The sequence below is a fragment of the Bacillus sp. cl95 genome, from assembly GCF_900115925.1.
Lineage (GTDB): Bacteria > Bacillota > Bacilli > Bacillales > Cytobacillaceae > Neobacillus_A.
On record NZ_FOYF01000003.1, the window covers coordinates 483,318 to 503,509 of the forward strand.

The 20,192-nt window shown below is 38.1% G+C and carries 24 protein-coding genes; 6 read left to right on the plus strand and 18 right to left on the minus strand.

What is annotated here, in order from left to right; genetic code table 11:
* The first annotated feature begins 28 nt into the window (after positions 1–28).
* Together BMZ31_RS11385 and BMZ31_RS11390 are read left to right on the plus strand one after the other, a co-directional pair.
* On the plus strand, positions 29–682 hold the full coding sequence (locus BMZ31_RS11385) for an MtnX-like HAD-IB family phosphatase (RefSeq protein ID WP_090831856.1): 654 nt from the start codon (positions 29–31) through the stop codon (positions 680–682).
* Positions 679–1,734, plus strand: a complete 1,056-nt coding sequence (locus BMZ31_RS11390) for an iron-containing alcohol dehydrogenase family protein (RefSeq protein ID WP_090831857.1) — start codon at positions 679–681, stop codon at positions 1,732–1,734. Before BMZ31_RS11385 ends, BMZ31_RS11390 begins: the two co-directional genes overlap by 4 nt.
* A gap of 51 nt (positions 1,735–1,785) precedes the next feature.
* Here BMZ31_RS11390 and BMZ31_RS11395 read toward each other — a convergent pair whose 3' ends face one another.
* The 3 genes from BMZ31_RS11395 to BMZ31_RS11405 all read right to left on the minus strand — a co-directional run bounded on the left by BMZ31_RS11395 (position 1,786) and on the right by BMZ31_RS11405 (position 5,637).
* Positions 1,786–2,196 (minus strand): hypothetical protein, encoded by a 411-nt coding sequence (locus BMZ31_RS11395; RefSeq protein WP_090831858.1) that lies wholly within the window; start codon positions 2,194–2,196, stop codon positions 1,786–1,788.
* A gap of 527 nt (positions 2,197–2,723) precedes the next feature.
* Positions 2,724–3,161, minus strand: coding sequence for a peptidylprolyl isomerase (locus BMZ31_RS11400; RefSeq protein WP_090831859.1), 438 nt, complete (start codon positions 3,159–3,161; stop codon positions 2,724–2,726).
* Positions 3,162–3,393: 232 nt separating this feature from the next.
* Positions 3,394–5,637 carry an AAA domain-containing protein gene (locus tag BMZ31_RS11405; RefSeq protein WP_090831860.1) on the minus strand — a complete coding sequence of 748 codons (2,244 nt, stop codon included), beginning with the start codon at positions 5,635–5,637 and terminating at the stop codon, positions 3,394–3,396.
* 112 nt (positions 5,638–5,749) lie between these two features.
* Here BMZ31_RS11405 and BMZ31_RS11410 point away from each other — a divergent pair, with 112 nt between their 5' ends.
* Positions 5,750–6,370, plus strand: a complete 621-nt coding sequence (locus BMZ31_RS11410; RefSeq protein ID WP_090831861.1) for a ribonuclease H1 domain-containing protein — start codon at positions 5,750–5,752, stop codon at positions 6,368–6,370.
* A gap of 46 nt (positions 6,371–6,416) precedes the next feature.
* Here BMZ31_RS11410 and abc-f read toward each other — a convergent pair whose 3' ends face one another.
* Both abc-f and BMZ31_RS20925 read right to left on the minus strand, forming a co-directional pair.
* Positions 6,417–8,297 carry a ribosomal protection-like ABC-F family protein gene (gene abc-f / locus BMZ31_RS11415; protein WP_090831862.1) on the minus strand — a complete coding sequence of 627 codons (1,881 nt, stop codon included), beginning with the start codon at positions 8,295–8,297 and terminating at the stop codon, positions 6,417–6,419.
* A gap of 161 nt (positions 8,298–8,458) precedes the next feature.
* Positions 8,459–8,593 carry an RAxF-45 family protein gene (locus BMZ31_RS20925; RefSeq protein WP_090831863.1) on the minus strand — a complete coding sequence of 45 codons (135 nt, stop codon included), beginning with the start codon at positions 8,591–8,593 and terminating at the stop codon, positions 8,459–8,461.
* Between the two features lie 174 nt (positions 8,594–8,767).
* Here BMZ31_RS20925 and BMZ31_RS11425 point away from each other — a divergent pair, with 174 nt between their 5' ends.
* Together BMZ31_RS11425 and BMZ31_RS11430 are read left to right on the plus strand one after the other, a co-directional pair.
* Positions 8,768–8,977, plus strand: coding sequence for a YuzF family protein (locus BMZ31_RS11425; protein WP_090831864.1), 210 nt, complete (start codon positions 8,768–8,770; stop codon positions 8,975–8,977).
* A 33-nt stretch (positions 8,978–9,010) separates the two neighbouring features.
* Positions 9,011–9,901, plus strand: coding sequence for a manganese catalase family protein (locus BMZ31_RS11430; RefSeq protein WP_090831865.1), 891 nt, complete (start codon positions 9,011–9,013; stop codon positions 9,899–9,901).
* Positions 9,902–9,984: 83 nt separating this feature from the next.
* Here BMZ31_RS11430 and BMZ31_RS11435 read toward each other — a convergent pair whose 3' ends face one another.
* The 10 genes from BMZ31_RS11435 to BMZ31_RS11475 form a co-directional block, all read right to left on the minus strand.
* A complete protein-coding gene (locus BMZ31_RS11435; protein WP_090831866.1) occupies positions 9,985–10,413 on the minus strand; it encodes a cell wall hydrolase in 429 nt (142 codons plus the stop codon).
* A 110-nt stretch (positions 10,414–10,523) separates the two neighbouring features.
* Entirely contained in the window at positions 10,524–11,042 is a 519-nt protein-coding gene (locus BMZ31_RS11440; protein WP_090831867.1) for a GNAT family N-acetyltransferase, read from the minus strand.
* A gap of 15 nt (positions 11,043–11,057) precedes the next feature.
* Positions 11,058–12,041: an alpha/beta hydrolase gene (locus BMZ31_RS11445; protein ID WP_090831868.1), complete on the minus strand. Its 984-nt coding sequence runs from the start codon at positions 12,039–12,041 to the stop codon at positions 11,058–11,060.
* Between the two features lie 13 nt (positions 12,042–12,054).
* Complete coding sequence (locus tag BMZ31_RS11450; RefSeq protein WP_090831869.1) at positions 12,055–12,591, minus strand: helix-turn-helix domain-containing protein; 537 nt, start codon at positions 12,589–12,591, stop codon at positions 12,055–12,057.
* Between the two features lie 117 nt (positions 12,592–12,708).
* Positions 12,709–12,837 (minus strand): hypothetical protein, encoded by a 129-nt coding sequence (locus BMZ31_RS20930; RefSeq protein WP_302846845.1) that lies wholly within the window; start codon positions 12,835–12,837, stop codon positions 12,709–12,711.
* Between the two features lie 111 nt (positions 12,838–12,948).
* Positions 12,949–13,143: a hypothetical protein gene (locus BMZ31_RS11455; protein ID WP_090831870.1), complete on the minus strand. Its 195-nt coding sequence runs from the start codon at positions 13,141–13,143 to the stop codon at positions 12,949–12,951.
* Positions 13,144–13,209: 66 nt separating this feature from the next.
* Positions 13,210–14,568, minus strand: coding sequence for an MFS transporter (locus BMZ31_RS11460; protein ID WP_254778760.1), 1,359 nt, complete (start codon positions 14,566–14,568; stop codon positions 13,210–13,212).
* A gap of 191 nt (positions 14,569–14,759) precedes the next feature.
* Entirely contained in the window at positions 14,760–15,515 is a 756-nt protein-coding gene (locus tag BMZ31_RS11465) for an STAS domain-containing protein (RefSeq protein ID WP_090831872.1), read from the minus strand.
* 68 nt (positions 15,516–15,583) lie between these two features.
* Positions 15,584–16,237 carry a GDSL-type esterase/lipase family protein gene (locus BMZ31_RS11470; RefSeq protein ID WP_090831873.1) on the minus strand — a complete coding sequence of 218 codons (654 nt, stop codon included), beginning with the start codon at positions 16,235–16,237 and terminating at the stop codon, positions 15,584–15,586.
* A 402-nt stretch (positions 16,238–16,639) separates the two neighbouring features.
* The gene (locus BMZ31_RS11475; RefSeq protein WP_090831874.1) at positions 16,640–17,239 is read right to left on the minus strand and encodes a ZIP family metal transporter; all 600 of its coding nucleotides are present in this window, start codon (positions 17,237–17,239) and stop codon (positions 16,640–16,642) included.
* Positions 17,240–17,365: 126 nt separating this feature from the next.
* Here BMZ31_RS11475 and BMZ31_RS11480 point away from each other — a divergent pair, with 126 nt between their 5' ends.
* On the plus strand, positions 17,366–17,605 hold the full coding sequence (locus BMZ31_RS11480; protein WP_090831875.1) for a hypothetical protein: 240 nt from the start codon (positions 17,366–17,368) through the stop codon (positions 17,603–17,605).
* A gap of 40 nt (positions 17,606–17,645) precedes the next feature.
* Here BMZ31_RS11480 and BMZ31_RS11485 read toward each other — a convergent pair whose 3' ends face one another.
* The 3 genes from BMZ31_RS11485 to BMZ31_RS11495 all read right to left on the minus strand — a co-directional run bounded on the left by BMZ31_RS11485 (position 17,646) and on the right by BMZ31_RS11495 (position 20,154).
* Positions 17,646–18,071: a CBS domain-containing protein gene (locus tag BMZ31_RS11485; protein ID WP_090831876.1), complete on the minus strand. Its 426-nt coding sequence runs from the start codon at positions 18,069–18,071 to the stop codon at positions 17,646–17,648.
* Between the two features lie 71 nt (positions 18,072–18,142).
* The gene (locus tag BMZ31_RS11490; RefSeq protein ID WP_090831877.1) at positions 18,143–18,796 is read right to left on the minus strand and encodes a potassium channel family protein; all 654 of its coding nucleotides are present in this window, start codon (positions 18,794–18,796) and stop codon (positions 18,143–18,145) included.
* A 20-nt stretch (positions 18,797–18,816) separates the two neighbouring features.
* Complete coding sequence (locus BMZ31_RS11495; RefSeq protein WP_090831878.1) at positions 18,817–20,154, minus strand: TrkH family potassium uptake protein; 1,338 nt, start codon at positions 20,152–20,154, stop codon at positions 18,817–18,819.
* Positions 20,155–20,192 lie beyond the last annotated feature (38 nt).

The window sequence follows — 20,192 nt, forward strand, 5'->3', positions numbered from 1 at the left end:
TGAGACGAATATCTAAGGAGGCTTAAATATGAAAAAGTGGGCGTTCGTATCTGATTTCGACGGTACCATTTCAAAAGAGGATTTTTATGTGATCATGATGGATAAGTACTATCCCGAAGGACGTGAATTATTTAAGAAATGGAAAGCAGGCGAAATGAAAGACATTGACTTCCTAGCGACCATTTTTAAATCCATCCATCAGGAAGAAGAACAAATTATCGCAGATACGCTTGCCATTCCAATCGATGAGTATGTTCCCGACTTCATAAAAAAAGTTCAAAACAACGGAGCCGACTTCTATATTCTAAGTGCCGGAACAGACTATTACATTCACCATTTACTTCACAAGTATGGCGTTGAAAATGTTAAAGTCTTTTCAAACGAAGGCTATTTTAAAGATAAGAATGTTCACATGAATATCGATAAGAATCATTGGCATTACTCAGAGAGATATGGGATTGATAAATCAAAGGTGATATTAAAATTAAAAGAGCAATATGAACAGGTTTTCTTCGCTGGCGACAGTGAACCCGATTCGCATCCAGCCCGACATGCAGACATTACATTTGCAAAAAAAGGACTGCAAAATATCCTGAGTGAAATGAAAATCCCTTTTGTACCTATCGATAATTTCAAGGAAATAGAAGCATATTTAATCGAAATTGGAAGAATGACACCATGACAACACCCGTTTCCAATATACCAATCCCAACCATCTTGCAGATAAGTGAAGGCTCCATTTTCCTTCTTGAAGAAACTTTGATGAAGCATGGCTTTTCAAAGGTTTTTATCTTGTTCGATGAATTCAGTTACTCAACTATCCGCGAAAAATTATTGGGTCAATTCCAGAGCGTGGTCGTGGAATCGAATCTGATGCAGCCAAATCTTGATATTAATGAATTGGTTGCTTTGTCTTATTCTATAAAACCGTATGATTCCATCATTGCAATTGGGGGAGGTGCGGTGATTGATTACGGCAAATATACGGCTTTCTTAAAGCGGTCACCATTTATTAGCATTCCTACTTCAGCATCTAACGATGGTTTTGCGAGCAGTAATTGTTCACTCCTTGTGAATGGAAAGAAAACGACTGTGCCGGCAAGAGTTCCGTATGGAATCATTGCAGATCTTAATGTGATCCAAAAGGTCCCTACCCAGTTTCTATTGGCTGGCATCGGTGACCTGGTTTCTAACATCACAGCCTTGTATGATTGGGAGTTCGAAGAAAATAACGGAGTTGGAACGGTAAATGCGTTCGCTCATATGTTGAGCAAAAAAGCGGTGAATAGTTTTATTAGAACGCCAATGACTGATATAAGAAGTTGCATTTTCCTAAAAGAGTTAATCAGTTCGCTGACCATGGGCGGTATTTCCACCGTAATTAGTGGCAATAGTTCTCCTATCAGTGGATCAGAACATTTAATTTCACATGCTATAGACAAGATTTCGACTTCCCCACAAATGCACGGCATTCAAGTGGGGATTGCCACTTATATTATGGCGAACGTCCAAGCGCATCGTGCAGAGAGAATCCAAAAAATCTTCACAAGGACTGGTTTTTTTGACTACGTTCAAACCATTCCACTGAATAAGGAAGAATATATACAAGCGATTAAAATGGCACCTCAAATCAAACCTAATCGTTTTACATACTTGCATGTAGAGGAATATAGACAAAAGGCGCTGCAATTCATTGAGGAAGATCCAATCATGTATACATTGTTTAAAAAGTAATAGGGGATTTACTGGGAATCCCCTTCCTTTGTTTTGGGTTTAATCCTTTAATTAAAATCGCTTTTTCTTTGAACCGTATCTCCTTCTGTATACGAATGTTCTAAAGTCTAAATCCTTCAGTTTCCCATCATAATGACTGAAAAGCAGCGACAAATATTGGGGATAATTCGTTTGCACGCTAATGGCGAACTCTTTTCGACTGCCTTTTAAGCTTTCAATATAATGAGGCTGGAGGACAATCTCCTCTATTTGATTCTTTACATACTCTTTTGTATCTTCCCATTTTCGTATTTGATCTAGAAGAATACCTTTGGCAAAATCAGGAAGTTTTTCTATGACTATGTCGATATATCCTTCGACCCACATAATCATCCTTTCCTTTTCCGTTAGCTCATATATGATCTTAAGCAATTCAAGTTCATCTGCCTCACTACTGGCAGCATATCTGCCTGCCCGATTCATCCTATCCGCTCCTTTTCCACACTGTTTCTTTTAACATACCCAAACGAGCAGTGGATAAAGGCATTCGAAAGCTAAAGCGTCATGGAGTTTAACAACTCATCTTTGTTTAGCATGCAATCTCGCAAGCAAAAATTCGATTTTCGGCTACAATGTGAGGAATTTTCATTTAAAAGCATTTCGGATTTAAAGAATTACCCGGTTGGATGCTTAAACTGGGGATAATGGTGAAGAAAAAACGAAAATATACCCATACCTGTTTACTAAAAAGAGCAATTTTACACTCAAATAGTCGTGGCATCTGAAATTTACAAATATAATCGCGTATTTTTTGCGTCTAATCGCCATTTTCAAAAATGTAATCGCCTGTTTTTTCATGCTAATCTACGTTTTCAAAAATGTTAACGCAAAATTCAAGTTAAGGACACAAACGTCCACTTCCACGTTCATGTCCTCGTCCACATAGAAACTTCAAATTCCCTGCTAAACAAAAAAAGAGCCCAAGGCTCTTTTTAGGAATTAAAACATTATTAAGCGTCGTATACTTCAACTTTTTCCATAACGTCGCCGTTCTTCATGCTCTTCGCAGCTTCAAGACCAGAAGTCACTTTACCGAAAACAGTGTGAACACCGTTTAAGTGTGGTTGAGCTTCGTGAACGATAAAGAATTGGCTTCCACCAGTATCTTTACCAGCATGTGCCATAGATAATGAACCTGGCTCATGCTTATGTGGGTTACCTTGAGTTTCACACTTGATTTGGTATCCAGGACCGCCTGTCCCTGTACCATGTGGGCATCCGCCTTGGCTTACGAAACCAGGGATAACGCGGTGGAAATTTAGCCCGTTATAGTATCCTTCTTTTGCAAGCTTTTCGAAGTTCTCAACAGTTCCCGGTGCTTCATTTGGGAAAAGATCGAATTCAATTTTGTCGCCACTTTTCATCTGTATGTAACCTTTTTTAGTCATTGATAACAACTCCTTAATCAAATTAATGTCTATCATAACATGATTTTTCACAGAAATAAAATAATGCACTTTTTCAAGAACCAAATCATAAAAAAAGAGGCATATTTGTCCAGTGGAACGGGTATAGTAGTAGTGACCCTTCCGAAACATCGCTTGTTGCGGGACACTTAACCATTGTTCGGATCGGAAGGGTCACCCAAACGCCTGTGCAGAAGCACGGGCGTTTTTCCGTCTAATCCAAATCTAATTGATTGAGAAAGTGCTCAACCACTGCAGAAGAATCCAAACGGGCTGAAACATAGGGTGGTTTAACATTACTCGCACCTTCAAGTGGCAATCCTAACCAAAACAGCCTCCTGTCGATGATAATAAACGGAAAAGGTACCGTCTGTTCAAAGACTCTATCTGCCTTTAAGGAATCCACCTTTCCGTTAGAAATCACTAATAACTTCACACCATGCTTACGTTCTCGCAGCTTTTTTTCCCATTCTAATTGAAGAGCATCATTTTTCGGGAAAGAAACGATGACTTCTTTTTTCGCATTCTTAATATCTGTAAAAACTGAATCCAATTTTAATGAATGTACCCATTGCAACCGGGCATGTTGATTTTGGATCCATTTGCCAATTTGACTTGGTAGTACATTTTGTTTAAGTGCAGTTTGATGATCGACTAGCTGTCTAAGGGTTTTATTTCGGTACACATTCTTCTTGATGAATTCTGTATCAGACACTTGAATAAATTTGCCCTTTGTCCTAGTGATAGCCACATTTATTAGACGCTCACTTTCCTTCCCGATCAATAGCATTCCTGCACGTTCCATCGGAAAAGAATCAACTGTATCAAAAATCATGACGTCCCGTTCACTTCCTTGAAACTTGTGCACGGTGGCTGCAATGATATCACCCGTCAACAGCTCACTCTCGTATAAATCCTCTAACAGTTTCTGCATCAGTCCAGCTTGTGCACGATATGGACTGACATATCCAATTGAACGTGCCCCTTCTAAATAGGCTTCGTGGATAAGTTGAAAGCTAATCAGCAGTTGCCAAGGATTAATTCTTGAATGCGAAGTCCTTTCTGTAGAACAATACGTGCCACTAAAACTTGTATCGAGCAAGATGGAAGCACGATTAGGGAAAGGTCGTTGGGAGACAATTTCATTTCTACTTTTCTGTACACTCAGGTGGTCGCCGACTAATCCACCATAAATATGCTCATTCGTGAATGCTGAAATATCAGGATGCATTCTTCTCTGTTCTTTTAACAAGAATAAGTGTGGATGCAATCTACCTTCGTTGACCCAATCCACTACGCCAGCGCGGTGGAATATGTCTTCTTTTAGCCATTGATTGACTAATGCATCCCTTGATGACGCAATTGGTGGTAACTGCTTAAAATCACCGCAAATGATTACTCGTTTGGCTAGAGTCGCAGAAAAAGCAGCCTGCGGGACATAAGCCATACTCGCTTCGTCTAATATCACTAAATCAAATTCGCTTTCATAAATGGATTCGTCACTCGCAGCCTTAGCAAGGGTTGTTCCGATGATTTGAGCGTCTAACACAAACTCGCTTTCTCGTTTTCTTATTTTTTCAAAAACCTTACTGATTTTCGTTTCCAAACTTAACAAACGGTCAGAATCCCTCTTACTGAAAGAACGAGATAGATCTTCTTTTAGTGCCTTCCGCTCCATTGTCAATGTTTCACGTTCATGAATGAGGTCAGGTTCATGTTTTTCGAGAAGCTGACTTGTAGTAAGTGATTCTTCTTCACTAATAGAAAAGCTGGAATTCGAGCCATAACGAAGGATTTCCCCTTCTTTAAAGCGCTCCTTCTTCCGAACGAAATTCGATATTTCCTTTATGATGACATCAACCGCTTGATTGCTATGGGACAGGATGAGAACGCGTTTCCCCTGAAAGTATTTATTTGCAGCAACGCGAGCGAGCGTATAAGTCTTTCCAGTACCCGGGGGCCCCCAAACAAAGGTGACGGGATTGTATTTCGACCTGAGAATAAGTTCATGTGCGTTACTTTTAATGTTATTTTCAGGATGTTTTGCCGGCATAGAAGGGTCCATCAATTTTTTTATCCTCAAGCGTTTCTGCTTGTTTTTTTTAATATCATCGAATCTTTGAATCAACTGTTCGAGAAGTTCCCATGGGTCGTGAAAAAGGAATGCCTCTCCAATCAAATCGCCAAGTGTTTTTTCGAAAACAATGATAACTCCTCTTCCTTCTGAAGACAGAATTCTCCCTTGCTCCCTTACGCTTCCCCACTCAATTCTAACGTTTGAGCCTACCGGAATATTTAAATGGAAGCTCGTATCGAAATAATAGGTATAACCGTCCGTGTCTGATAAAAGTCTTCCTTTTTGTATCAAATATTTGTTACTGCCGAATTTTTTTAAATGCAGTATTTCGTTTAATAACGCTTTCTGCCATTCTTTAATAAGTTGTGTAGTGCTGTTCATGACCATCTTCCTTTTGAAAAAGACAACTCAGTCGTTCCCTTTAAGATAATAATCAGTATAATGGATTAGATAGACAGTGTACATATCACCATCCAAGTGAAGGAGGAATTCGATGGCATCAAAGAAATTCTACGTTGTATGGAGCGGTAGAAAACCTGGAATATATAAAACATGGGCTGAATGCGAAGCTCAAACAAAGGGATACCAAGGTGCCAGATTTAAATCCTTTCCTTCTCAAAAAGAAGCTGAAGAGGCATTCAGTAAGGCACCATCTTCCACACCTCGTACCACTAGCTCTAAAACGTCCAAAGCTAGCACCGCTCCTGGCAGTTATATTGAAGAAAGCATTTCTGTAGATGCAGCTTGCAGTGGAAATCCTGGCATGATGGAATACCAAGGTGTGGCCACAAAAACGGGACAAGTCATCTTTCATTTTGGACCCATTCTTGGAACGAATAATATTGGTGAATTCCTGGCCATCGTTCATGCACTATCCCTGTTAAAAAAACAAGGATTAGAAACAACCATTTACACTGATTCACAAACAGCCATGTCGTGGGTTCGCAACAAAAAAGCCAATACCTCCCTAGTGAGAAACGCAAAGACAGACGAAGTGTGGGACATGATTCATCGTGCTGAAAAGTGGCTTAAAGAAAATACCTACAAGAATAAGATTTTGAAATGGGAAACGAAACAATTTGGTGAAATCAAAGCAGATTTTGGGAGAAAATAAGAAAAAGAAGTTCCGCGCATTAGCCGGAACTTCTTTTTTCAAGATTTCAACTTACAACATCAAGTTGGTCGTACAAATCATCTCTCTGTTTCTCAAGGTCTTCGAGTTCCTTGTAGAGATCTTGTATCTTTTGAAGCTCAGCTTCCTTTTCCAACAGCAATTGAAGCTTTAGAATCGTAGCTTCTAGTTTCTCCAAATCGGCTTCAATTTCGTCCGCACCTTTGCCAATTTGCTCCCTTTGCTTTTTTATCACGGTCTTAGGCTCTGCTCTCTTAATAGGCTCTTCGATACTAATTTTTGTATTTCGCTCATCTAACTTCTTTCTAGCCCATTCATAATTGCCGTCAAACACTAAAACATTGCCATTTTGAATCCAATACGTTTTCTTAAACAACTTATTTAAGAAATAGCGATCATGAGAAACAGCCAGAATGGTCCCATTAAATCCATCTAGAGCTTCTTCAAGAACCTCGCATGAATCGATATCTAAATGGTTGGTCGGCTCATCAAGGATGAGGAAGTTTATATCCGAATACATGAGCTGGGCAAGCCTTAATCTCATTCTTTCGCCACCACTTAACTGATTCACTTTTCTAAAAACAGCCGGTCCATAAAACAAGAATTTGGCTAATATATGTCTCGCTTCTCCCTCATTAACCGTTACAGCGCTTCTAAAAACGTCAATGACCCTTTCATCATTTACCCCTTGAAATACATGCTGCGACAAGTAACCTGTTTTTGCATTGCTCCCGACCTTAACAATGCCACTGTCAGCTTCCACTTCATGCAAGATGAGTTTGATAAGGGTAGACTTCCCTGTACCGTTTTCTCCCACAATCGCAACTCTTTCTTTGTACTGTACATGTATATCAACACCTTCAAAAAGAGTCCGATCCCCAAACCGCTTCGAAACATCTTTCATGACAACCACATCTTTACCACTTCGGTCATTTGCTTCAAAATCAATGAGCATTTTCTTCGTATCTAATTTTGGTCGATCCAGTTTTTCCATGCGATCCAAAGCGCGTTGCATATTAGTAGCACGTTTATGCAGAGCCGAACTCGGAGGATTGGAACGATTGGCCCAATCGCGAAGGCGTTTAATCGCTTCCTTCATCTTCTTTATTTTTTTCTGTTGTTCATGATATTCCTGGAATTCTCGCAATAGCTTTTCTTCCTTAGATTTTACGAAATCACTGAAGTTAGTATGGTATAGTTCAATTTCTCCGTCCTCCATATCAAGAACATTCGTTACAACTTCATCAAGAAAATAGCGATCATGGGATATGAGAATGATGGTTCCCTCGTACTCCTTTAAGAACGTCCCTAGCCATTCAACCGCCATCAAATCAAGATGGTTTGTAGGTTCATCTAGAAGGAGAAGCTCCGGTTTCTTTAACAAGCTTAATGCCAAGCCAACTTTCGTCTTTTCCCCTCCACTAAGGAGCATAAAAGGCTTTTCACTTAATCCAGTAATATTTAGCCCTTGTGAAACTCGATCCAATTCGAAGTCCATGTCATATCCACCTCTTAAAGTGAACTGATCCTGAAATTTACCATATTCGTTGATTAATCTTTCAAGTATTGAGGGTTCAATTTCTGAACTCATGGCTATCTCCAAAGACTTTAATTTTGTTTCGATTTCAACTAAATCTTGAAAAGCCGTTTTCAATACCTGGTTAACGGTCATATTTTCATAATGTGGTATTTGTGCTAAATAACCAATTTTTAAGCCCTTTTTCCAATGAATGACTCCTTCATCTACTGTTTCTTCACCAGCAAGCAGACGCATAAGAGTTGTTTTACCACAGCCATTGCGACCAACCAAACCAACTCTTTTCCCTTCATTAATTTCTAATGAAAGATCCTTAAATATCAAATTACCACCGAAAGATTTAGCTATATGATTAACACTGCAAATGATCATTTTTCATTCTCCTTTTCAGTAAAACTCTCACAAAAAAAACCACAGGTATCCCTAAAGATACCCGTGGTTGATGTTTGGTATAAATATCCATGCCAAGAAGACATGAAAAAAGAGTGCAAACAGCACTCACTTTTACCAAATGTATTGGGTAAAGAGATGTGTTATCGTTCTAATTTCAATATACAATTTTGAAAAAAGGGCAGACTTCCCCCTTTGACAACTGCATCATGAAAAATCGCGCGACAAAAATAGAGAATCTCTAACCATTGCGCACGAACAAAAATAGAACGAATCATCTCTTTACACCTCCGTTTCTAAACAAGTTACCACAATCATATAATTTTCTGAATGTTATTGCAAGTAACAAATGCCTATTTATGCCATAAATTCAAAGAACACAGGCTTGTCTTTAGACTGTTTTAAAAAAAATGGCATATATTCAAATGAATGACTCTTAAAGGAGGATTTTGATGACAAACAACAACTTGATGAGCTTTTATGATCCCTTTGTGTATCAAACACTGACAACCATTGTCGGTAAAACAGTAACTGTGCAGACGACGAGAGGTTCTGTCCACGGAAATTTAAATACGGTAATGCCTGATCATATTGTTGTAGAATCCGGCGGCACACCATTTTTCATTAGGACACAACAAATCATATGGGTTTTTCCTGGTTAAACAAAACATGAAGGCTTGAAAAGGAGGGAAAACATGTTTAAGCGAATAAATAAACTGGCAATTGAATTGCCAATTCCGGCTCACGGTGATATGAACGCAGCCGCTGCAGTACAGGAGCTTCTCGGTGGGAAATTTGGAGAGATGTCAACTTTAAATAATTATATGTTCCAATCATTTAACTTCCGCGGCAAGAAAAAATTAAAGCCTTTCTATGATTTGGTGGCAAGTATTACTGCAGAAGAATTTGGACACGTCGAACTTGTAACAAATGCGATTAACTTGCTTTCTGTAGGAAATACTTTTCCAGGAGATCCCGACATTGCTCCACTACAAAACGGAAAAGATGCTCGAAATACTTATCATTTTATAGCTACTGCACAGACCGCTTTGCCTGGAGATTCAATGGGGAGGGCCTGGACGGGAGACAATGTCTTCAACAGCGGAAACCTCGTCCTTGATTTGATTCATAATTTCTTCCTTGAAGTAGGTGCACGGACTCATAAAATGCGTGTTTACGAAATGACCGATCACCCAGTTGCCAGGGAGATGATTGGTTATCTCCTCGTACGTGGAGGCACACATATTCTTGCTTATGCGAAAGCTATAGAAATGGCTACCGGCACTGACTTGACTAAAATGCTACCAGTTCCTAATATAAGTAATTCTAAATTTGATCACGCCAAAAAGTTTGAGGCGCAAGGGTTAAGCAATGTACTCTTTACATGGAGTGAGAAAGATTATAGAGATATCAATAAAATTTGGAAAGGTACAAATCCAGAGAATGGTCAGCCACTCGAAGTAAGAATCGGTACGCCTGAAGGTGCTCCTATTCCAGATCTTGATGACTTGCCAGAGGAATTCGCACCTGGTATTACAAAAGATGACTATGAACTAATCATGAAAAGATTGATGAAAGATTTATAAGGTCAACTGTCCATTATCTTCTATATACAAATAACACCAGCCTAATATTTTTAGGCTGGTGTTCTCTTGCAACTAAATTCTATCTAAAATGTGTTATACACGCTACTGCACGTTTCGGAAGTTGGTTCATAAAAACAATGGAGCTTAAAACGGCCCACCTTTGGCTGATTATACCATGTTGGAGGACAATCTCCCGGTGGCCTAAAATACCATAAGCTGTATTTGGATGGCCATAATCTTTCTCCGTTAATTGCCCTCTTTGCTAGCCTCTTCTCTTTATCTCTCGCTCTTTGATAAAAATAACTGTGCGTTACTGCTTCAAAAGCATGGGGCTGATTAATCATTTGAGGTATTGTCCGCAGCCCTTTAAAATCCGAACAATTTGCCCTAATACGGTTAATGCCGACATTTCCGACCATCAGCATACCTTGAACGCCTTCTGCTTCAGCCTCTGCCCTTAGCAATCTTGCCAGTAAATCAATATCGGATGATGTGTGCTTAACGACTGCCATAGCAAAACCTCCATTATAGTATCATTACTATTTTATTCCATCTTCAGGAAGTAATGACGTATATCTTAGAGAGCTTTGCGTCTTTTTACCCCACTCAACACAAAGTTCCACTATACATTATTAAATGCGCCGGGATACGCTACTGTTCCAGAAAAACCAGATAAACCTCCAGGGACAAGTTCAATTGCCATGAATACTTCGTCTGGCACTGGAAAAGGCGGCATTATTCCATACTTACTCGCTCGTTCAAACCCAAACTTCGGATAAAAATTAGGATGCCCAAGAACGATTACATGCTCATAACCTAATTCTGCACATCTTCTCAAACCGAATTGAACGAGTGTTGAACCAATCCCTTTACCCTGATGGGTCGGTAGAACTGCCATCGGAGCAAGCGCAACAGACTCCAATTTTTCACCATGGGAGGTTATATAAATTTTACTGAACAATATATGTCCTACAACTTGATCATTTTCATCGACTGCGACCAGGGATAATTCCGGAATGAATTCTTTTGAATTTCTGATTCCATTGACTAGTGCCGCTTCATTTTCTTTACCAAAAGCAAGTGTATTTACTTTTGCGACTTCTTCTTTATGTTTAATGGATTCAACTATTACATTAATCATCGAGTATTCCCCCACTTATGCAGGATTAATTATTTGTTCATTTGATTTCAAGTATCGATCCCTTAACCATCTTTCAAGTGTCTTTGTCAAATCAGGATGAATAGGAAGCTTTGACTCTTCTACAATATCTTTTTTAACCGTCAGCATATTCGATGTTTTCTCTTGAAATTTACAGCTATGACCCATATTTTCAATAATGTGATATTCGTTATCACTTTTAACATATGTGGATAATTCCTTTAGAACTTCGGGATTCGCCTGGATATCACGCGCTCCTGTTATCGCTAATACAGGACATGTCACACGTTGTAAATCTTCCCTCACATTATAGGTGAAGTGTTCCCTCATCCACTTTGCATTTGTGGGTACAAGACTTATTCTTAATGTGTCCTTATTTGATTTCATGACCTTATCAATGTATTTTTGGGCTTGTTTTTCAATCTTATTAGGTACCCCTAAAAGGCGAAGCAGAGTTCCTTGGAATCCTTTAGCATTCAAAATATCCACTCTTGCGATTTCTCGTTGGCGAACAAGAGCTTCAGAAATTCTTTCGACTGCGCCTGAAAGAAGAATTAATCCACCAAGTTCCTCACGGGCCGCTAAGGCCGTTCCTAAAGTACTTCCCTCACTATGACCGAGCACGATGATTTCTTGAGGGTTAACCCCTGGTACATTTTTCAGAAATCGGACTGCCGCTTGGGCATCATCGACCAAATCCCACATACCAGTTCTCAGAAAATCCCCCTCACTTTTACCTACTCCTCGTTTGTCGTAGCGGAGTGTGTAAAAGCCCATCTCTGTTAGGGCATCTGCCAATTGTTTGTATAGCCTTAAATTAATCTTGCTGTTAAGTTTTCCATCCCGATCCAATTTTCCTGTACCAGGTATAATACAGACTGCCGGAGCAAACGCAACATTTGATTTCGGCTGTGTCAGTGTTCCACTAAGCTTAACTGCACTTTGAATCGTGATTTCATTTCCCCCCATGTTTAAGCCCATTTATCTTCCTCCCTTAATCTCCCCTTGGTTCTGGGATCATGATTGTTGCAAAAGTCCTTCTTTTTCTCTCTGTTGTTGGTTTATTATAAAGAACCTTTGTTAATGCACCTGCCATTTCTTTGGTGACATTAGCAAATTCCTCATCCGTTAAGTATATATTCGCTTGCCTAAATGAGACCCCGTCCTCCAAAATGTTATAATTGTCTTGTTTTGTATAATTTTCAAACTCTCCCAAAATGTTTGCCATGAACTTAATGAAAAGCGTCATGTGTTCATCACTCGACATATTGGCAATTTCATTTGGTGAAATTACAGCATTGTCAGCTTGTAAGGCGTAGATTTTTTCGACTGTACCTCTATTTGGAATTTCATCTACAACGTGGATGATTTCTGCATCACTCAATTTCTTAAGGTGTCTATACAAAGTTGCTTGTGGTACATCGGGTAAAAACTCTTTCAACTGTTGAACAGATAATCTCTGGTTAATTAAGCTCTGAAGAATCCTCATTCGAACAGGATGCAATATTAAATCTGATTTACTTTCGTTCATTTTCTGACCCCTTCGTTATCATTATTGATAATGATAATATTATATGATTATTTTACATTTGTAAAGTAATACCAATGCACAAGAAAACACCTTCAAAATTTAGAAGGTGTTTTCTTGTTATGATTTTTTCTTGGATCCTGCTAGGGATTGAAATTGTCCCATAAGTTTCTCACGAGATTTTTTATCCTTAAGTAGATAGGCAGTCCCAAGTGCAACAGTAGTCATCATCAATTTTTTACGATTCATAATATTTACCTCCCTGAGAATTCATGTAGCCTTTCATACTTAAAAAGTTCCCTTCTTTCAGAAAGTTAAACCTTTTATCAGGGAGATGATATTTTTCAAAGTAAAATATGGTTAATATTTTTTAAGTGCATTTTTTTGTTTAAGCATTTGCTCATACGATTTCTCGATAATATCCATCAGTACATCGCCTTTATATAATCTTCCGAGTTTCATATTTTCCTGATAATATTCGACGATTGCATCTAATTTTTTTGAAGTCTCATTCGACACACGTACATTTAATTGTATTTTATTGTCCTGTACCAACCACAACACTCCTATAAGCTTTATATCAAAATGCTAGCAAGATGATAGTACTTTATATATTGGCTGCTATAACCCCTTTTTCCTTCTTAAGTACAAAGAAAAAACAAAAATCGACAAAAATACTAAACCAAACGTCCCAAAGAAAATACTTCGATGAACCAAGGCAGTTGAAAAATTTTCTTGAAAATGTAATGCCAGTCCTGTCAATGCCACTCCAAAAGCCCCTCCAAAAAATTGAATCAACTGGGCCATCCCCATTCCAGAACCGAGTTCATCTTTTGTGAGAATTCTTGAGATTTCGTTAGAAATACTGGATGTTAATGCTGAAAAACCAGTACTCATAAACATGTAAATAAACAAGATTAGATAAGCAGAGATATTTGAGAATAAAGCAAATAATAGCGTAGCCAATATTAAAAGAGATTGTCCGCCAATGATCAGCGGAACGTTCCCAAATCGATCTATAAGTCTACCAATAAATTGAGCTGCTACCGCTGACAGGATAGCTCCTGGAAAAATAATCATTCCCACTTTGGCTGGTTCTAAATGAAATACCTGTGTCAATATAATCGGCAACAAGAATAATGATGAAAAATGAGTTATAAAGGCCGAAAATCCAATGAAAAGTAACTTTAAATATTGCTTATTTAAGAGCAACTTAGGTTGAATAAATGGCATTTCGATTTTATTGATATGCTTCCATAAAAACAATAGGAGTGCAATGCTGATTAGCAAAATCCAGTATGAAAATGTTGAAAAGAAAAGAAGTAGTCCTGTAACGCTAACTCCCGTAACTAAGCCTCCAAGAATGTCGAAATTCACCTTTTCAATAGACTCGATTGGAAGATATTTATTAAATAGCGGTATCAACAAAATCACAATTGCCGTTACAATAAATAGATACTCCCATCCAAAATACTGCGTGATGGCTCCTCCGATTACAGGACCCAATCCAAAACCTAGTGATGCAGCAGAAGCAATAAAGGACATGGCTTTGCCTCTTCGCGACACGGGAATATATCGACTTGCAAGCACCATCGCAAGACCAGGCACTGCACCGGCACCAGCCGCCTGCAATATTCTTGATATTAATAATAGATAGAAATCATCTGAAAAAAAGCCGATCAGAGAAGCTACTGACAAAATTGTGATACCAATATAAAGTAGTCTGGAGATAGGCAGATAATCTGATAATCTACTAAAAGTCAGCGTGGATATCGCAAAAACGATGGAATAGCCCGAAACGATCCAAGAAGCTGCTCCCGATGTAAGAGACAAATCTTCTAAAACACTCGGAAGTGCAACGTTAAACATTGTTGTATTCATAACCACTAGCCAGACCGTAAAGCTCCAAATGAGCACTATCTTATTTTCATCTATGACCGGACTTTCTTTTTGCAGTGTTAATGCACTGGTTTCCAACACAAGGACCTCCTTATTTCGAATTACAAGCAGTTATTTTAATCCAAACTGTTTGATATTTTTATTGAATTATCTTTTGAACTATACATTGCGTTCACAATTTCGTCAAACAATCTTTCTTTGAATCCAAAATAAAAACAAGCAGTATCGTGCTCTGCTTGTTAACATAATAAACTATGTCAATTCAATTCAATTTATTTTCGGAAATTTAGGATATATTCCAGTCCTTGTTGAGCTGTTGCAAAAGTCGAGAATGTAAATTTATGTTCCGAAAATTTAACGGCCAATTCGGATGAAATTCCTACGATGATACAATCTGCACCAACAAGTCTTAACGTATCGTATAGCTTCTTAATGTATGCTGCTGTTTCAGCATTATATTCGGTTAATCCACTAACATCAACGAGGACATATTGATTGCCATTTGATGTACATGAATCCAGTACTCTTGATAGCAATAGTTCTCCTCGATCAATATCCAAAGAACCAAATAGAGGAATGGCAATTGTAGAATCCCAGATATTTAAAATTGGAATCGACATGTCCTGAATAAGTTGTTCTTTCCTTTTCTCTTCTTCTGCTTTTGTTGTCACATCTTGGAGTAAGGCCACATAACCAATGATCTCTTCATCAGAGTATACAGGGTTTACTATAATATCGGCGACAAAATGATTCTTAATCGTAATTCTTGCTCTATGTGTACCCGTCAATTTCTCCATAATTTTTTCTTGGTGACTAGGGTCCTTATGAAATCGGGATATGTTCATACCGATAATTTGGCTGACATCATTAATACCGAACAAAGGTACAACCTGTGAAAGGAGCGAGGCAGCTTTGACGTTGACCCAAACAACATTATATTGTTTATCGGAAACAATGATGTTTTCACCTAAACTATCCAAAATGTTGAGTGCAGGGATGTTTTCCGGTAAGGAACCTAAGTTTTTCATATGATCACCTTTGTTTTTTCATATAGTATATCATAGGGCGAATTAGAAAAACGATTTGTGGTTATTCTCTATTCCTCTTCCATTCCAGTCTCCAATCCCCCGTACCCTAACCTGTGAATTTTTTCTGCCATGCGTTCATACCCATTATCGTTGGGATGGACCCCATCAATGGACAAGAAATCACCTTCGTTATTTTTAAAAATCTTATAAATATCGGCTACGATAATCGTATCCCCATTTGAGAACCCTTTCAGGAGACGATTAAATCTCCGCACCCCTTCATCAGCAAGAGGAATATTGGGAAAAGGATTATATAAATTTAGGACACGTACAATGTAAGGGTGATGACAATGTTTCTTGATATTTGTTATGTTTTCTAATATTTTTTTCATATTGGCAATGCTATTATTTAATTTTTTCTCCAATTGTTTTTCATTACCGCCATTTAGAAACTCCCTTGCTGCATCAATCAAGTCATTTCCACCTGCAGTTACCGTTACAATTTCTGCTTCCTTTACTCGATTTGCAACAAATTCTTTTTGTATTTCCAAAAGTACGTCCTCTGTTTTGGAACCGGACTGAGCAAAACTAAGTAAGTAAATTTGCTCATCTAGGGCTTTTTCAGCGAATCTCCTGTACCTTTGTACGAATCCCGGTGAAAAGAATGAAGATCCTACTCCAACGGATAAGGAATCCCCTAGCACAACGTAAGAATACGCCATTTACCACACCTCCCCATTACTAATTACATGTTATGTTTATTCGAGAATGGGCTGATGTGCGAATAAAATCGTGTTCATAATACTTAATTAATCATTTGTATATAGTGTCTGGACTTATCCACCTTCCAGATTCGACAAATTCTTTTATCTCTATTTTATCGACTATGATTTAAGTTCCAACAAAAATGACCAACTCTTTTTATCTAAAAAGTTGGTCACAAATCAACTAAGACTTACGTAGAATGAGTGTTCATGAAATCCCCGCAAAAAAATTAGAACTATTTTTTTAGGAAATAAAACTAATTATTGTCTTCATTATTCCCCAGGCAAGCGCAACATCTGACAATATTTTTAATTTTCTGTCTATTTTTTCACCAAATTACTTCAAAATCTTTAGGAAAGTTATTCTTCTTCTGCCTCCAAAGAATTTCCTTCGATTACAACTGAATATTCTTCAAGCTTTTCAGTTACTTTCCAACGATTTACAGTATACTTATGATCATTCGGAAGTGTGACACTTGAGCCATCATTCGTATAAAATATGAGCTCTTTCAAATAAGTGGTTCCTTGACGAACTTTATACACTTCTTTCACTTTTGAAATCTCATCCCAAGCATACACATCTTTGTCCATTTTCAATAAATAATGATAATGAATACCTTTATCGTTGAGATAGTAATAATTATTCGTTCCAGCCACGAACAAAGGAATACTTACTAAAAAACCTATCATTACAATGAGTGAAACAATTCTTTTTTCAGTTCGAGCTTTGACTATTAAATAAACAGTTAAGCTGATAGCAATAACAATAATGCCCGCAGCAAATGATAGATATGCGCTTAAAGGCGCAGTGAAATACCAATTTTCTCTTGAGAAGAAGAAAAAACCCTGAAGCAAAAACACAAAGAAGAATGGCATAAAAAGACTGCTTATGTACAAAATAATCGTTATGGGCAGGATAATAGGTGGTCGATCATCCTGATTTCTACTTATTCCTAACATGAAATCCTCCTTATAGAACATTTAGAATATTTACAATAAATCTAGTATATCACCAAATTTTGAATATTCATCACATTGGAATAAAAAAGAAATAAAATTATAATAATAGGAGATAGAGGTGAATCCATGAACCATGAACAAGATTATGACAGTGACTTCGATCGTGAGGATGACCTTACTAAAGAAGCCTTACAAGATATTTTAAAACAAAGTCATGAGAGGGAAACTGAACTTATGAGGAATTATTTAATGGTAGAAGAGAGACTTCATGGTTATGAAGATTTGAAAAACTCTCTAGAGAATTTTGCAGAAGGCAACGCCAAAAGAAGTAAACAATTAGAAGAAGCTCTTCAAAAACTCCATTAAAAATGGGATACTGCCAACAATGGCTGTATCCCGTTTTTAATTATTGCATGGATTGTGTTGGGGCAGAAATTTGCTCTAAAGCTTGTCCTGCATCATCGTTCGTTTCCTGATTAACTGCTAAGTCTCCTAGTGAAACGATTCCCACAAGCCTTTCATCTTCCACAATTGGGAGACGTCTAATTTGATGTTCTGCCATTAAATCGGCTGCTTCTTTAACACTCATTTCTTTATGACCTGTAACGAGGCTTTCACTCATAACTTGGGACACTTGGGCTTTTGCTTCAAGCTCATTTGCAAGACCGTTGATGACTAAGTCCCTGTCTGTCACCACACCTACCAGCTTGTCTTGTTCACAGATTGGCATGACACCGACATTTAATTCTTTCATTTTCCCTGCTACTTCAGTCAAAGAGCTTTCGGGGTTACATACTTCCACATTTGTTGTCATCAATTCAGATAATTTCATCTCGAATGAATCCTCCTTTTGTTTTTTCGTATACCCTTCTTTTCCCTGTAAACAGCAGTTAAAACATTGGTTTACTCTAAATTAGCAAAACGTTCGAGATCCTTGTTTTCACCTATGACAACAAGTACATCTCCATGGTTTATCACTTCATTCGGTGAAGGAGAAATATTAATATCTTCATGATGACGAATAGCAATAACACTTAAGTTATATTTGGCTCGTAAATCAAGATCTCTCAGTGTTCTAGCAGTCATTGAAGTGGGAATCTTAATTTCCTCTACACTATACGCTTTTGAGAGCTCAATGAAGTTAAGAACATTTGGTGATAGTAATTGGTGGGCGACCCTCTCTCCCATATCCCTTTCAGGAAAGATCACCCAATCGGCCCCAACTTTGTAAAGTACTTTCCCATGGTGCTTACTTAGTGCTTTGGCAATAACCTTTTGTACACCCAACTCTTTTAACAAAAGTACCGTTAAAATACTAGCTTGTATGTCATTTCCAATCGCCACTATTACGGTTTCGAAGTTTCTGATACCTATCGATTTTAATGCCTCTATTTCCGTCGTATCCGCAATTAATGAATGCGTTACAAATGATCTCGCATCCTCTAGACGATCCTCGTCTATATCTACACCTAATACTTCTTGACCAGCTTCATATAATTTTGAAGCAATACTCGCACCAAATCTTCCAAGCCCAATGACCGCATATTGTTTAATCATGTAATCACCCTTTTTTCATTTTATCCAATCATGATTTTCCCTTTAGGATAGCGGAAAGGATCTGGACTCCTTCTCATGGCGATTGCGAAGGCAACTGTCAAAGGCCCTACTCTTCCTGCAAACATCGTAAATGTGATTAAGATTCTGCCAAGTGGAGATAGTTCCGGCGTTAAACCCATTGATAAGCCTACTGTGGCAAAAGCAGAAGTGGATTCAAATAATATCATGAAAAAATCTTGACCTTTTTCTGTAATGGTTAATAGCATGGTCATCGTGATTACAAGAAACAAGCCACTCGTTGTTACAGTTAAAGCTTTATAGATTGTTTCATAAACAATACGCTGGCGGAAGAAGATTACGTCTTCCTTACCACGTATTTGTGACCAAACTGTTCCCATCAAAGTTGCAAATGTTGTTGTCTTAATCCCCCCACCTGTCGATCCGGGAGAAGCTCCAATAAACATAAGAATAATAATTAAGAACAGCGTTGGATGGGTCAAATCAGGGATGTTTAAAGTATTCGAACCAGCGGTACGTGGTGTAACCGATTGATAGATAGATGCAAGCGTCTTTCCCAAAAAAGAAAGTGGTTGTAACGTTTTAGAATTGTCATACTCGAATACAAATATGAGGATTGTTCCTAGCACAAGTAATATAGAACTGGATACTAAAACGATCTTCGTATGCATCGATAATCTCTTGGTTTGACGATATTCAAAGACTTCATTCATGACAATAAAACCGATTCCTCCAAGGATAATAAGTGCACTAACAGTAAGGGTAACGATAGGGTCTGAAGCATAGTCGGTCAAACTCTTAAACTCGCCCATTAAGTCAAAACCCGCATTATTAAAATTTGAGATTGAATGGAAGAAGCCCAAATATATGGCTTTTCCTATCGGGTAATCAAAAGAAAATCTAAATGAAAGTAATATTCCACCAACTGCTTCTATTAGCACTGTAAAAATGATAATCCTTTTGGCTAACCTAACGATCCCTTCAATCGACATATTATTTAACGACTCCTGAAGCAGAATTCTTTCTTTCAAGGAAATTCTCTTCCCTAAAAGAAATGCAAAAAAGGTGGCGAAGGTCATGAAGCCAAGGCCGCCAACTTGTATAAGTGTCAAAATGACGAGTTCTCCAAATATGGTAAAGGTACTTCCTGTATCGACTACAACTAGTCCCGTTACACATGTAGCCGAAGTTGCCGTAAAGAGGGCGTCTAGGAATGTCAGACCTTTTCCATCTACTGTCGCCATTGATGTGGTCAGTAGAAATGCTCCAATCAAGATAATAGCGGCAAATCCCAAAACCAATATTTTCGGTGGATCCAAAGAAAACTTTTTCTTTTTCATATTTTTCTCCCTAACCTATTTATTTTAAGAGGCTCCTT

Excerpts from the sequence above, each read along its gene's own strand:
- BMZ31_RS11445 (WP_090831868.1), bottom strand. The coding sequence starts at position 12,041 with ATGGGCTTAAACATGGGGGGAAATGAAATCACGATTCAAAGTGCAGTT.
- BMZ31_RS11425 (WP_090831864.1), top strand. The coding sequence starts at position 8,768 with ATGACAAACAACAACTTGATGAGCTTTTATGATCCCTTTGTGTATCAA.
- BMZ31_RS11400 (WP_090831859.1), bottom strand. The coding sequence starts at position 3,161 with ATGACTAAAAAAGGTTACATACAGATGAAAAGTGGCGACAAAATTGAA.
- BMZ31_RS11475 (WP_090831874.1), bottom strand. The coding sequence starts at position 17,239 with ATGTTAGGAATAAGTAGAAATCAGGATGATCGACCACCTATTATCCTG.
- BMZ31_RS11440 (WP_090831867.1), bottom strand. The coding sequence starts at position 11,042 with ATGATTAATGTAATAGTTGAATCCATTAAACATAAAGAAGAAGTCGCA.
- BMZ31_RS11405 (WP_090831860.1), bottom strand. The coding sequence starts at position 5,637 with ATGAACAGCACTACACAACTTATTAAAGAATGGCAGAAAGCGTTATTA.
- BMZ31_RS11490 (WP_090831877.1), bottom strand. The coding sequence starts at position 18,796 with ATGATTAAACAATATGCGGTCATTGGGCTTGGAAGATTTGGTGCGAGT.
- BMZ31_RS11485 (WP_090831876.1), bottom strand. The coding sequence starts at position 18,071 with ATGAAATTATCTGAATTGATGACAACAAATGTGGAAGTATGTAACCCC.
- BMZ31_RS11495 (WP_090831878.1), bottom strand. The coding sequence starts at position 20,154 with ATGAAAAAGAAAAAGTTTTCTTTGGATCCACCGAAAATATTGGTTTTG.
- BMZ31_RS20925 (WP_090831863.1), bottom strand. The coding sequence starts at position 8,593 with ATGATTCGTTCTATTTTTGTTCGTGCGCAATGGTTAGAGATTCTCTAT.
- abc-f (WP_090831862.1), bottom strand. The coding sequence starts at position 8,297 with ATGATCATTTGCAGTGTTAATCATATAGCTAAATCTTTCGGTGGTAAT.
- BMZ31_RS20930 (WP_302846845.1), bottom strand. The coding sequence starts at position 12,837 with ATGAATCGTAAAAAATTGATGATGACTACTGTTGCACTTGGGACTGCC.
- BMZ31_RS11435 (WP_090831866.1), bottom strand. The coding sequence starts at position 10,413 with ATGGCAGTCGTTAAGCACACATCATCCGATATTGATTTACTGGCAAGA.
- BMZ31_RS11430 (WP_090831865.1), top strand. The coding sequence starts at position 9,011 with ATGTTTAAGCGAATAAATAAACTGGCAATTGAATTGCCAATTCCGGCT.
- BMZ31_RS11390 (WP_090831857.1), top strand. The coding sequence starts at position 679 with ATGACAACACCCGTTTCCAATATACCAATCCCAACCATCTTGCAGATA.
- BMZ31_RS11395 (WP_090831858.1), bottom strand. The coding sequence starts at position 2,196 with ATGAATCGGGCAGGCAGATATGCTGCCAGTAGTGAGGCAGATGAACTT.
- BMZ31_RS11480 (WP_090831875.1), top strand. The coding sequence starts at position 17,366 with ATGAACCATGAACAAGATTATGACAGTGACTTCGATCGTGAGGATGAC.
- BMZ31_RS11470 (WP_090831873.1), bottom strand. The coding sequence starts at position 16,237 with ATGGCGTATTCTTACGTTGTGCTAGGGGATTCCTTATCCGTTGGAGTA.
- BMZ31_RS11385 (WP_090831856.1), top strand. The coding sequence starts at position 29 with ATGAAAAAGTGGGCGTTCGTATCTGATTTCGACGGTACCATTTCAAAA.
- BMZ31_RS11410 (WP_090831861.1), top strand. The coding sequence starts at position 5,750 with ATGGCATCAAAGAAATTCTACGTTGTATGGAGCGGTAGAAAACCTGGA.
- BMZ31_RS11450 (WP_090831869.1), bottom strand. The coding sequence starts at position 12,591 with ATGAACGAAAGTAAATCAGATTTAATATTGCATCCTGTTCGAATGAGG.
- BMZ31_RS11465 (WP_090831872.1), bottom strand. The coding sequence starts at position 15,515 with ATGAAAAACTTAGGTTCCTTACCGGAAAACATCCCTGCACTCAACATT.